This window comes from Leclercia sp. J807 (assembly GCF_009734465.1).
In the GTDB taxonomy this organism is placed as follows: Bacteria; Pseudomonadota; Gammaproteobacteria; order Enterobacterales; family Enterobacteriaceae; genus Enterobacter.
Window position 1 is genome coordinate 206,437 of sequence record NZ_CP046446.1, and the last position, 15,632, is coordinate 222,068.

The window sequence follows — 15,632 nt, forward strand, 5'->3', positions numbered from 1 at the left end:
ATAACTTCACCGGATTACCGTTTTTTTCAGCCTGATTGCGAGGCGCGTCCCAGCCAGCTGTCCCAGTCTTTCCAGACGGGTTGTAATCCCTGCAGGCTGAGCGCCTCGGCGACAGCTTCCGGGCGACGGTTGTCGTGCGGCGCAAACTGCTCCAGCTCGGGATGATCATCGGCATAGCCGCCGGGCTGGGTTTTTGAAAAGGCGCTGACGTTATTGATCGCCAAGGGAATGACGCGATCGCGAAACGCGGGAGATTCCCGGGTGGAGAGCGACAGCTCCACCTCCGGTGCCAGCAGACGAAACGCGCAGATGGTCTGCACCAGCTGGCGTTCATCCATGATCGACGCGGGCTGGATCCCCCCGGCGCAGGGTCGCAGCCGGGGAAAAGAGATTGAATACCGGCTCTGCCAGTAGTGCTGCTGCAGCCACAGCAGATGTTCCGCCACCATAAAGTTGTCGACGCGCCAGCTGTCGGAAAGCCCGGTTAGCGCCCCGAGGCCGATCTTGTCGATCCCGGCGCGGCCCAGTCGATCCGGGGTCTCCAGCCGCCAGAAGAAATCCTGCTTTTTACCTTTCAGATGGTGCTGGGCATACACCGCCTCATGGTAGGTCTCCTGATAGACCAGCACGCCATCCAGCCCCAGCGTTTTCAGTTCGCCATATTCGGTCTCTGACAACGGTTGAACCTCCATCTGCAATGAGGCGAACTGGCGGCGAATCGCCGGGATATGGCGGCGAAAATAGTCCATTCCGACTTTGGTCTGGTGCTCACCGGTGACCAGGAGCAGGTGCTCAAACCCCATCTCGCGGATCGCGGCACACTCCCGGGCAATTTCGTTTTCATCCAGCGTTTTGCGCTTGATGTGGTTGCTCATGGAGAAGCCGCAGTAGGTGCAGTCGTTCGCGCAGAGGTTGGAGAGATAGAGCGGAACATAAAAGCTCACCGTGTTGCCAAAGCGCTGACGGGTCAGCCGCTGGGCTCGCTGCGCCATCGGCTCCAGATAGCCACTGGCGGCGGGGGAGAGCAGGGCCATCATATCTTCGCGGGTAAGCTGGCGGGCGTTTAATGCCCGCTCCACATCCGCAGGAGTTTTACTGTTGATACGCAGGCGAATATCGTCCCAGTCGAGCTGGCGCCAGCGATCGGTAAAAGTTTTCATGATAACGCCTCCAAAAAGCCGGTTAACGGGCTGGTGGCGTGGGCTTCAACGCTCCGGGCGCCAGGGCCAGACTGGCGTGCCAGCACGCCAGCCTCCACCGCCAGACGAAACGCCCGCGCCATCGTGACGGGGTCGTCCGCGACCGCAATGGCGGTGTTGACCAGTACGGCGTCGGCACCCATCTCAAGCGCCTGCGCGGCGTGGCTGGGTACGCCGATCCCGGCATCGACGATCACCGGCACGGTTGCCTGCTGAATAATAATCTCCAGCATCGCGCGGGTTTCCAGCCCCTGATTGGAGCCTATCGGCGCCCCGAGCGGCATCACCGCCGCGCAACCCGCCTCTTCGAGCCGCTTGCAGAGCACCGGATCGGCACCGCAATAGGGCAATACCGTGAACCCCTCTTTGACCAGCAGCTCCGCCGCTTTCAGTGTCTCGATGGGATCGGGCAGCAGCCAGCGAGCGTCGGGATGGATCTCCAGCTTGAGCCAGTGCGTTCCCAGCGCCTCACGCGCCAGCCGGGCCGCGAATAGCGCCTCTTCCGCGGTTTTGGCGCCAGAGGTATTGGGCAGCAGGCTGACCCCCGCCTCCAGCAGCGGCGCCAGAATGGCGTCGTTGTGATTACGCAGATCGACCCGCTTCATGGCCAGCGTCACCAGCTGGCTGCCGCTCTCCCGGATCGCGTCCACCATCAGCTGCGGCGAGGCGAATTTTCCCGTGCCGGTAAACAGATGTGAATCAAAGGTTTTATTAGCAATACGTAACATCTCAGCCTCCGGCAATCACCTGAAAGAGCAGGATCTGATCGCCTTCGCGCACCTGCTGTTTTTCCCACTGCTCGCGCGGCAGGATCTGTTGATTCAGGGCCAGCGCGACCCCGGGTTTTAACTGGCATAGCTGGGAGAGCAGGGTGGCGACGGTTAATCCCTCTACGCACTGCATCGGTTCGTCGTTAAACAGGATCCGCATGCCGCCCTCCACACACCTGGCATCCACTGGCGCGCTGTAAAGCCAGCTGCCGCCAGCTTCCCGCCCGGGCGTCGAACAGGCGTAGCGTATTGCGCGTGGCCTCAATGCCGCTGAGCAGCTTGATCGCCTCCAGCGCCTGCAGGGTTCCCATCACGCCAACCACCGGCCCGACAATACCCGCGGTGCGGCAGTTACGCTGCGGCTCGTCATCCTCCGGCCACAGGCAGCGGTAGCAGCCCTGCGTCCAGGGGGGCGTCAGCACCATCATCTGTCCGCCAAAGCCCACGGCGCTGGCGGTGATAAGCGGCGTATTGAGCATCACACAGGCGGCATTGATCGCCTGACGGGTAGCCATGTTATCGGTGCAGTCCAGCACCACGTCGGCGCGGGCAATCTCTTCCTCCAACGCGCTGCCTTCCAGGCGGATCTGCAGAGCGATCAGCCGGATGTCGGGATTGAGCTGCTGCAGGCGACGTTCTGTCACCTGCGCTTTTGGCTGGGCGATATCGTCGGTGGTAAAGAGGATTTGGCGCTGCAAATTACTCAGATGAACCTCATCATTGTCGGCCAGCACCAGCGTGCCGATCCCGGCGCCGGCCAGGTAGAGCGCCGCCGGAGCGCCTAATCCGCCCAGACCGACCACCAGCACCCGGCTGGCGAGTAGCTTTTGCTGCCCGTCAATGGCGATATCTTCCAGCAGGATCTGGCGGCTGTAGCGCATAAAGTCACGGTCATTCATCGCCCGCCCCCGCCAGTTGCAATAGCTGTGTTGTCGCCGCCTGCCAGTCGTCGGCCTGGGTAATGGCGCTCACCACCGCGATGCTCCCTACACCGGTCGCCAGGACCGCAGGCGCGCGTTCGAGACTGATACCGCCGATGGCGACGGTGGGGTAATCCCCGAGCCGGTCGATATGGCGGGCCAGCTGTTCCAGCCCCTGCGGGGCCGATGGCATCTGCTTGGTTTGGGTGGGGAAAACGTGCCCCAGCGCGATGTAGGAGGGACGCGCCGCCAGCGCCACGTCGATCTCCATATCGTCATGGGTCGACACGCCGAGACGCAAACCGGCGGCACGAATGGCCTCAAGCTCGGTGGTCTCCAGATCCTCCTGACCGAGATGCACACCGTACGCCTGATGCTTGATCGCCAGGCGCCAGTAGTCATTGATAAACAGGCGTGCATCGTAGCGACGCCCCAGAGCAATGGCCGCGACGACGTCGGCTTCTACCTCATCGTCCTGTTTATCTTTGATGCGCAGCTGGATCGTTTTTACGCCCGCAGCGAGCAGGCGTTCGATCCAGGCCACGCTGTCGACCACCGGATAGAGCCCCAGATGAAACGGGACCGGCGGGAAGTTGGGTTGATACATTACGCCTCCTCTTTTTTGAGGTAGATCTCGCCGCCCCGGGCGCGGAAGGTTTCCGACATGTCGGCCATGCCCACTTCGATGGTCTGCGCCGCGGCGTAGTCGCGCACCTCCTGGCTGATTTTCATCGAGCAGAATTTTGGCCCGCACATGGAGCAGAAGTGCGCCACTTTGCCGGACTCCTGCGGCAGGGTTTCGTCGTGGTAGGCGCGGGCGGTGAAGGGGTCGAGAGCGAGGTTGAACTGATCTTCCCAGCGGAACTCGAAGCGCGCTTTCGACATAGCGTTATCGCGGATCTGTGCCCCCGGATGGCCCTTCGCAAGGTCGGCGGCATGGGCGGCTATCTTGTAGGTAATCAGCCCTTGTTTTACGTCCTCTTTGTTCGGCAGGCCGAGGTGCTCTTTCGGTGTGACGTAGCAGAGCATGGCGCAGCCGAACCAGCCGATCATCGCCGCGCCAATCCCGGAGGTGAAGTGGTCATAACCCGGTGCGATATCGGTGGTCAACGGCCCCAGGGTATAGAACGGCGCTTCGTGGCAGTGCTCCAGCTCTTCGGTCATGTTGCGGCGGATCATCTGCATCGGCACGTGGCCCGGGCCTTCGATCATCACCTGCACGTCATACTCCCAGGCAATTTTGGTCAGCTCGCCGAGGGTGTGCAGCTCAGCAAACTGCGCCTCGTCGTTGGCATCGCGAATGGAGCCCGGACGCAGGCCATCGCCCAGCGACAGCGACACGTCGTACGCGGCGCAGATCTCGCAGATTTCGCGGAAGTGTTCATAGAGGAAGTTTTCCCGATGGTGGGAGAGGCACCATTTCGCCATGATTGAACCGCCGCGGGAGACGATACCGGTCAGGCGCTTAGCCGTCATCGGCACGTAGCGCAGCAGCACGCCGGCGTGGATGGTGAAGTAGTCGACGCCTTGCTCGGCCTGCTCCAGCAGGGTATCCCGGAAAGCCTCCCAGGTGAGATCTTCGGCGATGCCGTTCACCTTCTCCAGCGCCTGGTAGATGGGCACCGTACCAATAGGCACCGGGCTGTTACGCAGGATCCACTCGCGGGTTTCGTGAATATAGCGCCCGGTAGAGAGGTCCATCACCGTGTCCGCGCCCCAGCGGGTCGACCAGACCAGTTTCTCCACCTCCTCTTCGATAGACGAGGTGACCGCTGAGTTACCGATGTTGGCATTCACTTTCACTAGGAAGTTACGGCCGATAATCATCGGCTCCGACTCCGGGTGGTTGATGTTGGCCGGGATAATGGCGCGTCCGGCGGCAACTTCGTCACGGACAAACTCCGGGGTGATGTTCTCCGGCAGGCGGGCACCAAACCCTTCGCCTGGATGCTGGTGGCGCAGCACGTCGGTGCGGATGCGCTCGCGGCCCATGTTTTCGCGAATGGCGATAAATTCCATCTCCGGGGTCACGATCCCCTGGCGGGCATAGTGCAACTGGGTGACGCATTTGCCCGCCCTGGCACGTTTCGGCGTGAGAAGGCCGGAGAAGCGCAGCTCGTCCAGACCATCATCGGCCAGGCGCTCCCGGGTGTAAGCTGAGCTTTGTTCGGTTAGCGCTTCGCAGTCGTTACGTGCCTCAATCCAGGGTTGGCGCAGTTTCGCCAGCCCCTGCTGTACGTTGATGGTTATCGCCGGATCGCCGTACGGGCCGGACGTGTCGTAGACCGGCACTGCTTCGTTCTCTTCAAACTGCGGATCCTCTTTGCTGCCGCCGACGAGCGTCGGGCTGAGTTGGATCTCGCGCATGGGCACGCGAATATCGTCCTGCGAACCCGTCAGATAGATCCGTTTTGAGTTAGGGAAAGCGGTGCCTTCCAGGGTGTCGATAAAGTGTTGGGCTTGTGCGCGCTGTTCGCGGCGGGTCAATTTTGTGGCAGACATAGCTCGTTCCAGAAAGTGAGGAAGTGGCTTGTCAGACGACGGATGAAGCAAGAGAGGATCGCCCAGTGGCGATACATGACAGATTGACTCTTGTTCCCTTCGCAGGTTTTAACCTGATCAGGTTCCGCGGATCCCGAATTAACGGTCTCAGCCCGGCTTTCGCACTGGGCACTCCGACAAGAATGTGCTCCCCTACAGCGGGAGCAGTAAATGTAAATTACGCGTTAACGATAAATAACTCAAGCCGGTCTGGCGACGTTATCTTCGTTACTCGCTTTCAAATTGTGATCCAGCGCAAGGGCGATCAGGTTATCTTCCAGCGTAAATCGCTGCTCCAGCGCCTCGCCGATATCAGAGAGCGCCTGCTGAAATTCCAGATAATTATCTTGATCGATGGCATTCTCAAGCGTGGAGTCGTAATAATCCATGATTTGCTGGGTATTGGCTTCCAGCAGGGGATAGAGTTTGGTGGCCGCTAAAAACGGGCTGTTACCTTCCATTTCACCGATAATGCGCTCATAAATATTGAAATGGCCGTTAGAAAGGTAGTCGACCAGGCTCTGACAGAAATCGTCCAGCGCTTTTTCATTCAGACGCATATAGGACTCTTTGCCAGGCTTAATGCCAACGAGGTTGTAGTAGGCAACAAGCAGATGTTTGCGCACGTGCAGCCAGCGATCGACCAGGTTGTTACATCCGCCAACGCGCTCTGTCAGGTTTTCTAGCTGGTTTAGCATGTTTGACTCCGCAAGGTTAAGATTAAAAGCTGCCCACCCAAAATGTAATAGTATTGTTACCAACATGCCTGTGAAGCAAAGGTAGTGCAATAGATATGGATCGTATAATTGAAAAATCGGATCGCGGCTGGTGGTTCGTCAGCCATGAACAGAAATTATGGTTGCCCGGTGGTGAATTACCACATGGCGAGGCCGGAAATTTCGATCTTGCGGGTCAACCCGCACTCAATATCGGGGAGTGGCAGGGCGATCCTGTGTGGTTGATCCAACAAAATCGTCGTCACGATATGGGATCGGTACGCCAGGTGCTCGATCTCGATGTGGGTCTGTTCCAGTTGGCCGGGCGTGCTGTGCAGCTGGCCGAGTTTTATCGCTCGCATAAATACTGCGGCTACTGTGGTCACACCATGCACCCAAGCAAAACCGAGTGGGCCATGCTCTGCAGCCACTGCCGCGAACGCTACTACCCGCAAATCGCGCCGTGCATCATCGTCGCCATTCGTCGTGAAGATACTATCCTGCTGGCGCAGCACACGCGTCATCGTAACGGGGTGCATACCGTGTTGGCCGGGTTTGTCGAAGTGGGCGAAACCCTGGAGCAGGCCGTCGCCCGGGAAGTGATGGAAGAGAGCGGCATCAAGGTGAAGAACCTGCGCTATGTCACCTCCCAGCCCTGGCCGTTCCCACAGTCGCTGATGACCGCTTTTATGGCCGAGTACGACAGCGGCGAGATCGTCATCGACCCGAAAGAGCTGCTGTCAGCCGACTGGTATCGCTACGACGATTTACCGCTGCTCCCGCCGCCAGGCACTGTGGCGCGTCGCCTGATAGAAGATACCGTGGCAATGTGTCGGGCCGACTATGAATGACGTGATACACTGGGGACAAGACGCTTAAGGAACTGCAAAAATGACCGAACTGAAGAACGATCGTTATCTGCGTGCGCTGCTGCGCCAACCCGTTGATGTCACCCCGGTATGGATGATGCGCCAGGCGGGTCGCTATTTACCGGAATATAAAGCCACCCGGGCGCAGGCAGGCGATTTCATGTCCCTGTGCAAAAATGCGGAGCTGGCCTGTGAAGTCACGCTTCAGCCGCTGCGCCGCTACCCGCTGGACGCGGCGATCCTCTTCTCTGACATTCTGACCATCCCGGACGCGATGGGGCTTGGGCTCTATTTTGAAACCGGGGAAGGCCCGCGTTTTAGCTCGCCGATTAAGAGCAAAGCGGACATCGACAACCTGCCTGTCCCGGACCCGGAGCAGGAACTCGGTTATGTGATGAATGCGGTGCGCACCATTCGCCGCGAGCTGAAAGGCGAAGTGCCGCTGATTGGGTTCTCCGGCAGCCCGTGGACCCTGGCGACCTACATGGTTGAAGGGGGCAGCAGCAAAGCCTTTACCGTGATCAAAAAGATGATGTACGCCGATCCGCTGGCGCTCCATGCCCTGCTGGATAAGCTGGCGAAAAGCGTCACCCTGTACCTGAACGCGCAGATCAAAGCGGGCGCCCAGTCGGTGATGATCTTCGATACCTGGGGTGGGGTACTGACGGGTCGCGATTATCAGCAGTTCTCGCTCTATTACATGCATAAAATCGTTGATGGCCTGCTGCGTGAAAACGAAGGCCGTCGCGTGCCGGTAACGCTGTTCACCAAAGGCGGAGGCCAGTGGCTGGAGGCGATGGCAGAAACCGGCTGTGATGCGCTGGGTCTCGACTGGACCACCGATATTGCCGATGCGCGCCGCCGCGTGGGTGACAAAGTCGCCCTGCAAGGCAACATGGATCCGTCTATGCTGTATGCTCCGGCCGCCCGAATTGAAGAAGAAGTCGCGACCATTTTGGCGGGCTTCGGTCAGGGCGAGGGCCATGTCTTTAACCTGGGGCACGGTATTCATCAGGATGTACCGCCAGAGCATGCAGGCGTGTTTGTGGAGGCGGTGCACCGACTTTCTGCCCAGTATCATCTGTAAGGAGTCGTTATGGATCTTGCGTCACTTCGCGCTCAACAACTTAAACTCGCTGCGTCTGTATCCCGTGAGGATCGTCTGGATAAAGACCCACCCGCGCTGATTGCCGGGGCCGATGTGGGGTTTGAGCAGGGTGGAGAGGTGACGCGGGCGGCGATAGTGCTGCTGACGTACCCCGAACTGGAACTGGTTGAGTACCAGGTGGCGCGCATCGCCACCACCATGCCTTACATCCCCGGCTTCCTCTCTTTTCGTGAATATCCCGCGCTGCTGGCGGCGTGGGATCAGCTTTCGCAAAGACCCGATCTGCTGTTCGTTGACGGGCATGGCATCTCTCACCCGCGCCGTCTCGGCGTTGCCAGCCATTTTGGGCTGCTGGTGGATGTTCCGACCATCGGCGTGGCGAAAAAACGCCTCTGCGGTAAGTTTGATCCCCTGCCGCCCGAACCCGGCGCGCTGGCACCCTTAATGGATAAAGGCGAACAGCTGGCGTGGGTCTGGCGCAGCAAAGCCCGGTGTAATCCACTGTTCGTCGCCACCGGCCATCGCGTCAGTACCGACACCGCGCTGGCGTGGGTGCAGCGCTGTATGCGGGGCTACCGGCTACCGGAGCCGACCCGCTGGGCCGATGCGGTAGCTTCCGGGCGTCCGGCGTTTGTTCGTTGGCAGGAAATTCAGCGCTGAATCAGGTAAACTGCGGCCAATTTTCGATTCGAGACATCATCATGTTACAAAACCCGATTCACCTGCGCCTTGAGAAGCTGGAAAGCTGGCAGCACGTCACTTTTATGGCCTGTCTGTGCGAACGTATGTATCCGAACTATGCCATGTTCTGCAAGCAGACCGAATTTGGTGATGGTCAACTCTATCGTCGTATTCTCGATCTGGTGTGGGAAACGCTGACGGTTAAAGATGCGAAGGTGAACTTCGACACCCAGCTCGATAAGCTGGAAGAGGCGATCCCGGTTGCCGATGACTATGATGTCTATGGCGTCTACCCGGCGATTGATGCCTGTGTAGCGCTAAGTGAACTTATTCACTCGCGTCTGAGTGGTGAAACGCTGGAACATGCCATCGAAGTCAGTAAGGCCTCTATTACTACCGTAGCGATGCTGGAGATGACCCAGGAAGGGCGTGAAATGACCGATGAAGAGCTCCGTCTGAACCCGGCCATTGAGCAGGAATGGGACATCCAGTGGGAAATATTCCGTTTACTGGCAGACTGTGAAGAACGCGATATCGAGCTGATTAAAGGTCTGCGTGCAGACTTGCGTGAGGCAGGCGAGAGTAACATTGGTATAAATCTTAACCAGTGAGACAACAAAACGTGATTTAACGCCTGTTTTGTCATGCCTCTACTCTTCCCTTCTGCCCCCCGTCTGGTCTACATTTGGGGGGCGAAAAAAAGTGGCTATCGGTGCGTGTATGCAGGAGAGTGCTTTTTTGGCATTTTCGTCGCACTCGATGCTTAGCAAGCGATAAACACATTGAAAGGATAACTTATGAACAAGACTCAACTGATTGATGTAATTGCGGACAAAGCTGACCTGTCTAAAGTACAGGCTAAAGCTGCTCTGGAATCCACCCTGGCTGCAATTACTGAGTCTCTGAAAGAAGGCGATGCTGTACAACTGGTAGGTTTCGGTACCTTCAAAGTGAACCACCGCGCTGAGCGTACTGGCCGCAACCCGCAGACCGGTAACGAAATCAAAATCGCTGCAGCCAACGTGCCAGCATTTGTTTCTGGCAAAGCACTGAAAGACGCAGTTAAGTAAGCCGCGTAGCAGTGAACAGTTTTATCGAGGGGGCGGTTTCGCCCCTTTTGTCTGTCTGGCGCCAGGTGACGGTGCTGGCGGGCATATTTGTATTAACCGCCTGTAGCCATGACTCCTCCCTGCCGCCTTTTACCGCCAGCGGCTACGCTGACGATCAGGGCGCGGTACGCGTCTGGCGTAAAGATTCAGACAATGAAGTCCATCTCCTCTCCGCGTTTAGCCCCTGGCACAGCGGCAGTACCACCACCAGTGAATATCGCTGGCAGGGCGATACGCTCGTCTGGATTGACATAAACATCTACAGTAAAGTCCCCGAGCATGTGCGGGTACGCTTTGACGACCACGGTGAGCTGAGCTTTATGCAGCACGAAACCGGTGGCCTTAAACAGCAACTCTCTACCGATCAAATCGAGCTTTACCGCTACCGCGCCGCGCAGATTCGCCAGACCAGCGACGCGCTGCGACAGGGAAGGGTGGTGCTACATCAGGGGCGCTGGCATGTTGACGGCTCCGTGACAACGTGTGAAGGCCAGACCCTGAAGCCGGATCTCGATAGCTGGGCAACGGAACACATTGCACGCCGGCAGAGTCACTCCTCCATGGCAGTGAGCGTGGCGTGGCTGGAAGCGCCTGAAGGATCACAGCTGCTGCTGGTGGCGAACGAAGATTTTTGTACCTGGCAGCCGACAGAGAAGAGTTTCTGAAAATCCCCCTCCCTTGCGGGAGAGGGACTGGTGAAAGGGGTAATTACTTCCCTTGCTCGCGCGCAATGGCGCGGTAACCAATATCGTTACGGCTGAAGCTACCGTTCCAGTGAATATCCGCCATCAGGGCATAGGCGCGTTGCTGCGCTTCTGCGACGGTATTGCCCAGCGCCGTGGCGCACAGGACGCGGCCACCGTTAGTCAGCACGCGTTCGTCATCGGAGAGCTTAGTCCCCGCATGGAATACCTTCGCGCCTTCGATGGCTTCCAGCGGCAGGCCGTGGATCTCATCCCCGGTGTTGTAGTTGCCCGGATAACCGCCCGCCGCAATTACCACGCCCAGAGAAGCACGCTCATCCCACTCAGAGCTTTTTTCGTCTAGCTTGCCTTCGCAGGCCGCCAGGCACAGCTCTACCAGATCGGATTTCATGCGCAGCATGATTGGCTGCGTTTCTGGGTCGCCAAAGCGGCAGTTGAACTCGATAACCTTCGGGTTGCCCTGTTTGTCGATCATCAGGCCAGCATAGAGGAAACCAGTGTAGGTGTTGCCTTCCGCCGCCATTCCTTTCACGGTTGGCCAGATGATGCGATCCATGGTGCGCTGGTGAACTTCGTCCGTTACCACAGGGGCAGGGGAGTAAGCCCCCATCCCGCCGGTATTCGGGCCGGTATCGGCATCGCCAACGCGCTTATGATCCTGGCTGGTGGCCATCGGCAGCACATGCTCGCCGTCGACCATGACGATAAAGCTCGCCTCTTCGCCATCAAGAAACTCTTCGATAACGATACGGTGGCCTGCATCACCAAAGGCGTTACCTGCCAGCATATCCTGAACGGCAGCTTCTGCTTCTTCGAGCGTCATCGCCACGATAACGCCTTTACCCGCTGCCAGACCGTCGGCTTTGATCACAATCGGCGCGCCTTTTTCACGTAAGTAAGCCAGCGCGGGCTCCACTTCGGTGAAGTTCTGATATTCCGCGGTCGGAATGTTGTGACGCGCGAGGAAATCTTTGGTGAAGGCTTTAGAGCCTTCCAGCTGGGCGGCGCCTTCGGTTGGGCCGAAGATGGTCAGGCCCGCGGCACGGAATGCGTCTACCACGCCAATGACCAGCGGCGCTTCCGGGCCCACGATGGTCAGGTCAATCTTCTCATTCTGGGCAAAGCTCAGCAGCGCCGGGATATCGGTTACGCCGATAGCGACGTTCTGCAGGGTGGGCTCCAGGGCGGTACCGGCGTTACCCGGCGCCACAAAGACGGTTTCAACCTGCGCAGACTGCGCCGCTTTCCACGCCAGGGCGTGCTCGCGCCCGCCGTTACCAATCACTAATACTTTCATTCTCTGCTCCGGGAATTAATGGCGGAAATGACGCATGTCGGTGAAGATCATCGCGATGCCATGTTCATCGGCGGCGGCAATGACTTCGTCGTCGCGGATAGAGCCGCCAGGCTGGATCACGCAGGTGATGCCCACTGCCGCAGCTGCATCGATACCGTCACGGAACGGGAAGAACGCGTCGGACGCCATGGCGGAGCCTTTAACTTCCAGGCCTTCGTCGCCCGCTTTAATCCCGGCGATTTTCGCAGAGTAAACGCGGCTCATCTGGCCCGCGCCTATACCGATGGTCATGTTCTCTTTCGCATAGACGATGGCGTTGGATTTCACGAACTTCGCCACTTTCCAGCAGAACAGCGCGTCACGCAGCTCCTGCTCAGTAGGCTGACGTTTGGTGACGACACGCAGATCTTTCTCGCTGACCATGCCCAGGTCACGATCCTGAACCAGCAGGCCACCGTTCACACGCTTGAAGTCGAGGCCCGGAACGCGTTCTGCCCACTGACCGCAGACCAGCACGCGCACGTTCTGTTTTGCCGCGGTGATTTTCAGGGCGTCTTCGGTGGCCGAAGGGGCGATGATCACCTCCACAAACTGGCGGGAGATAATCGCCTGGGCGGTTTCGGCATCCAGCTCGCGGTTAAACGCGATAATGCCGCCAAACGCTGAGGTCGGGTCAGTTTTGTACGCACGATCGTATGCATCCAGAATAGAGGTGCTGACCGCCACGCCGCATGGGTTCGCGTGCTTCACGATAACGCAGGCGGGCTCGCTGAACTCTTTCACGCACTCCAGCGCCGCGTCGGTATCCGCAATGTTGTTATAGGAGAGCGCTTTACCCTGCACCTGCTGCGCAGTAGCAACGGAGGCTTCTTTTACCTCTTCTTCTATATAGAAGGCAGCCTGCTGGTGGCTGTTTTCGCCGTAGCGCATATCCTGCTTCTTAATGAAGTTCAGGTTTAAGGTGCGGGAGAAGCGACCAGAGGGATCTTTGCTTTCGCCGTGGTAGGCAGGGACCAGACTACCGAAGTAGTTAGCGATCATGCTGTCGTAAGCGGCGGTATGTTCAAAGGCCTTAATGGCGAGGTCGAAACGGGTCTCGAGATTCAGTGAACCTTCGTTGGCATCCATCTCTTTAATAATGGCGTCGTAGTCGCTGCTCTTTACGACGATGGCCACATCCTTATGGTTCTTCGCGGCGGAGCGCACCATAGTTGGGCCGCCAATATCGATATTCTCTACCGCATCCTCCAGAGAGCAGCCTTCACGGGCGACGGTCTGGGCGAATGGATAAAGGTTAACAACTACCATGTCGATTGGCGCAATCCCGTGCTGATCCATAATGCCGTCATCCTGACCGCGACGACCCAGAATGCCGCCGTGGACTTTCGGGTGCAGAGTTTTGACGCGTCCATCCATCATTTCCGGGAAACCGGTGTAATCGGACACTTCGGTTACCGGCAGGCCTTTATCTGCTAACAGGCGAGCAGTACCGCCTGTGGACAGCAGCTCTACGCCACGTGCAGAAAGTGCCTGAGCGAATTCAACGATACCGGCTTTATCAGAAACACTGAGCAGAGCGCGGCGGACTGGACGACGTTGTTGCATGGTAAATCCCCTGGATTTGACGATTACAGAGAGCGTTAGGTGAATTTTCCCGATAAAAACTCAACTAACACACCTGGCGGGGCACTTTATTTAGCGCGAGCATTTTAACGAAAACGTTTGCGCAACGCTCGCACATTTTCACTTTTTCGTCACGTTGTGGATAAGTCTGTGTGTAATCAGGTATAAGGCGGGCTTTTGCTGGGGAATGCAGCAGTCAGTCATTTTTATGACATTTAAGGGTTGCGGGCGCCGGAGAACTCCCTATAATGCGCCTCCATCGACACGGCGGATGTGAATCACTTCACACTAACAGCCGGGCCGGTTGAGGAGAAAAGCGAAAATAATCGCTTGACTCTGAAAGAGGAAAGCGTAATATACGCCACCTCGCAACGGTGAGCGAAAGCCGCGTTGCACTGCTCTTTAACAATTTATCAGACAATCTGTGTGGGCACTCAAAGTGACATGGATTCTTAACGTCCTCGGACGAAAAATGAATACCAAGTCTCTGAGTGAACACGTAATTCATTACGAAGTTTAATTCACGAGCATCAAACTTAAATTGAAGAGTTTGATCATGGCTCAGATTGAACGCTGGCGGCAGGCCTAACACATGCAAGTCGAACGGTAGCACAGAGAGCTTGCTCTCGGGTGACGAGTGGCGGACGGGTGAGTAATGTCTGGGAAACTGCCTGATGGAGGGGGATAACTACTGGAAACGGTAGCTAATACCGCATAACGTCGCAAGACCAAAGAGGGGGACCTTCGGGCCTCTTGCCATCGGATGTGCCCAGATGGGATTAGCTAGTAGGTGGGGTAATGGCTCACCTAGGCGACGATCCCTAGCTGGTCTGAGAGGATGACCAGCCACACTGGAACTGAGACACGGTCCAGACTCCTACGGGAGGCAGCAGTGGGGAATATTGCACAATGGGCGCAAGCCTGATGCAGCCATGCCGCGTGTATGAAGAAGGCCTTCGGGTTGTAAAGTACTTTCAGCGAGGAGGAAGGTGTTGAGGTTAATAACCTCAGCAATTGACGTTACTCGCAGAAGAAGCACCGGCTAACTCCGTGCCAGCAGCCGCGGTAATACGGAGGGTGCAAGCGTTAATCGGAATTACTGGGCGTAAAGCGCACGCAGGCGGTCTGTTAAGTCAGATGTGAAATCCCCGGGCTCAACCTGGGAACTGCATTTGAAACTGGCAGGCTTGAGTCTTGTAGAGGGGGGTAGAATTCCAGGTGTAGCGGTGAAATGCGTAGAGATCTGGAGGAATACCGGTGGCGAAGGCGGCCCCCTGGACAAAGACTGACGCTCAGGTGCGAAAGCGTGGGGAGCAAACAGGATTAGATACCCTGGTAGTCCACGCCGTAAACGATGTCGACTTGGAGGTTGTGCCCTTGAGGCGTGGCTTCCGGAGCTAACGCGTTAAGTCGACCGCCTGGGGAGTACGGCCGCAAGGTTAAAACTCAAATGAATTGACGGGGGCCCGCACAAGCGGTGGAGCATGTGGTTTAATTCGATGCAACGCGAAGAACCTTACCTACTCTTGACATCCAGAGAACTTGCCAGAGATGGCTTGGTGCCTTCGGGAACTCTGAGACAGGTGCTGCATGGCTGTCGTCAGCTCGTGTTGTGAAATGTTGGGTTAAGTCCCGCAACGAGCGCAACCCTTATCCTTTGTTGCCAGCGGTCCGGCCGGGAACTCAAAGGAGACTGCCAGTGATAAACTGGAGGAAGGTGGGGATGACGTCAAGTCATCATGGCCCTTACGAGTAGGGCTACACACGTGCTACAATGGCGCATACAAAGAGAAGCGACCTCGCGAGAGCAAGCGGACCTCATAAAGTGCGTCGTAGTCCGGATTGGAGTCTGCAACTCGACTCCATGAAGTCGGAATCGCTAGTAATCGTAGATCAGAATGCTACGGTGAATACGTTCCCGGGCCTTGTACACACCGCCCGTCACACCATGGGAGTGGGTTGCAAAAGAAGTAGGTAGCTTAACCTTCGGGAGGGCGCTTACCACTTTGTGATTCATGACTGGGGTGAAGTCGTAACAAGGTAACCGTAGGGGAACCTGCGGTTGGATCACCTCCTTACCTTAAAGAACCTGCCT

15 protein-coding genes, 1 rRNA gene and 1 riboswitch are annotated in these 15,632 nt (G+C 57.5%); of the genes, 7 read left to right on the top strand and 9 right to left on the bottom strand.

Features of this window, described 5'->3' with window-relative positions:
- Window positions 1-26: 26 nt before the first annotated feature.
- From thiH to rsd, 7 genes are all read right to left on the bottom strand, one after another.
- A complete protein-coding gene (thiH, locus tag GNG26_RS00980) occupies window positions 27-1,160 on the bottom strand; it encodes a 2-iminoacetate synthase ThiH (protein WP_156237492.1) in 1,134 nt (377 codons plus the stop codon).
- Entirely contained in the window at window positions 1,157-1,927 is a 771-nt protein-coding gene (thiG, locus tag GNG26_RS00985; RefSeq protein WP_156237493.1) for a thiazole synthase, read from the bottom strand. Before thiG ends, thiH begins: the two co-directional genes overlap by 4 nt.
- A 1-nt stretch (window position 1,928) precedes the next feature.
- Window positions 1,929-2,129 (bottom strand): sulfur carrier protein ThiS, encoded by a 201-nt coding sequence (thiS, locus tag GNG26_RS00990; RefSeq protein WP_103177806.1) that lies wholly within the window; start codon window positions 2,127-2,129, stop codon window positions 1,929-1,931.
- On the bottom strand, window positions 2,113-2,868 hold the full coding sequence (locus tag GNG26_RS00995; protein WP_156237494.1) for a HesA/MoeB/ThiF family protein: 756 nt from the start codon (window positions 2,866-2,868) through the stop codon (window positions 2,113-2,115). Before GNG26_RS00995 ends, thiS begins: the two co-directional genes overlap by 17 nt.
- On the bottom strand, window positions 2,861-3,496 hold the full coding sequence (gene thiE / locus GNG26_RS01000; protein WP_156237495.1) for a thiamine phosphate synthase: 636 nt from the start codon (window positions 3,494-3,496) through the stop codon (window positions 2,861-2,863). The genes GNG26_RS00995 and thiE overlap by 8 nt, the downstream gene beginning before the upstream one ends.
- Window positions 3,496-5,391 carry a phosphomethylpyrimidine synthase ThiC gene (gene thiC, locus GNG26_RS01005; RefSeq protein ID WP_156237496.1) on the bottom strand — a complete coding sequence of 632 codons (1,896 nt, stop codon included), beginning with the start codon at window positions 5,389-5,391 and terminating at the stop codon, window positions 3,496-3,498. The genes thiE and thiC overlap by 1 nt, the downstream gene beginning before the upstream one ends.
- A 77-nt stretch (window positions 5,392-5,468) precedes the next feature.
- Window positions 5,469-5,577: riboswitch (TPP riboswitch) on the bottom strand.
- A 53-nt stretch (window positions 5,578-5,630) separates the two neighbouring features.
- Window positions 5,631-6,128, bottom strand: coding sequence for a sigma D regulator (rsd, locus tag GNG26_RS01010; protein ID WP_103825473.1), 498 nt, complete (start codon window positions 6,126-6,128; stop codon window positions 5,631-5,633).
- 95 nt (window positions 6,129-6,223) lie between these two features.
- Between rsd and nudC the strand changes: the two genes are divergently transcribed.
- The 6 genes from nudC (at window position 6,224) to GNG26_RS01040 (ending at window position 10,578) form a co-directional block, all read left to right on the top strand.
- The gene (gene nudC, locus GNG26_RS01015) at window positions 6,224-6,997 is read left to right on the top strand and encodes an NAD(+) diphosphatase (protein WP_156237497.1); all 774 of its coding nucleotides are present in this window, start codon (window positions 6,224-6,226) and stop codon (window positions 6,995-6,997) included.
- A gap of 40 nt (window positions 6,998-7,037) precedes the next feature.
- Window positions 7,038-8,102: a uroporphyrinogen decarboxylase gene (gene hemE / locus GNG26_RS01020; RefSeq protein WP_103825475.1), complete on the top strand. Its 1,065-nt coding sequence runs from the start codon at window positions 7,038-7,040 to the stop codon at window positions 8,100-8,102.
- 9 nt (window positions 8,103-8,111) lie between these two features.
- Window positions 8,112-8,783, top strand: a complete 672-nt coding sequence (gene nfi, locus GNG26_RS01025; RefSeq protein WP_103825476.1) for a deoxyribonuclease V — start codon at window positions 8,112-8,114, stop codon at window positions 8,781-8,783.
- 41 nt (window positions 8,784-8,824) lie between these two features.
- Window positions 8,825-9,415 carry a YjaG family protein gene (locus GNG26_RS01030; RefSeq protein WP_156237498.1) on the top strand — a complete coding sequence of 197 codons (591 nt, stop codon included), beginning with the start codon at window positions 8,825-8,827 and terminating at the stop codon, window positions 9,413-9,415.
- Between the two features lie 186 nt (window positions 9,416-9,601).
- Window positions 9,602-9,874: a nucleoid-associated protein HU-alpha gene (gene hupA / locus GNG26_RS01035; RefSeq protein WP_032615913.1), complete on the top strand. Its 273-nt coding sequence runs from the start codon at window positions 9,602-9,604 to the stop codon at window positions 9,872-9,874.
- A gap of 11 nt (window positions 9,875-9,885) precedes the next feature.
- A complete protein-coding gene (locus tag GNG26_RS01040) occupies window positions 9,886-10,578 on the top strand; it encodes a DUF1481 domain-containing protein (protein WP_156237499.1) in 693 nt (230 codons plus the stop codon).
- A 43-nt stretch (window positions 10,579-10,621) separates the two neighbouring features.
- Here the strand turns inward: GNG26_RS01040 and purD are convergent, their stop codons facing one another.
- Complete coding sequence (purD, locus tag GNG26_RS01045; protein WP_114316172.1) at window positions 10,622-11,914, bottom strand: phosphoribosylamine--glycine ligase; 1,293 nt, start codon at window positions 11,912-11,914, stop codon at window positions 10,622-10,624.
- 15 nt (window positions 11,915-11,929) lie between these two features.
- Complete coding sequence (gene purH / locus GNG26_RS01050; protein WP_103825480.1) at window positions 11,930-13,519, bottom strand: bifunctional phosphoribosylaminoimidazolecarboxamide formyltransferase/IMP cyclohydrolase; 1,590 nt, start codon at window positions 13,517-13,519, stop codon at window positions 11,930-11,932.
- A 556-nt stretch (window positions 13,520-14,075) separates the two neighbouring features.
- Here purH and GNG26_RS01055 point away from each other — a divergent pair.
- Window positions 14,076-15,615: ribosomal RNA gene (locus GNG26_RS01055) — 16S ribosomal RNA — on the top strand.
- Window positions 15,616-15,632: the final 17 nt, after the last annotated feature.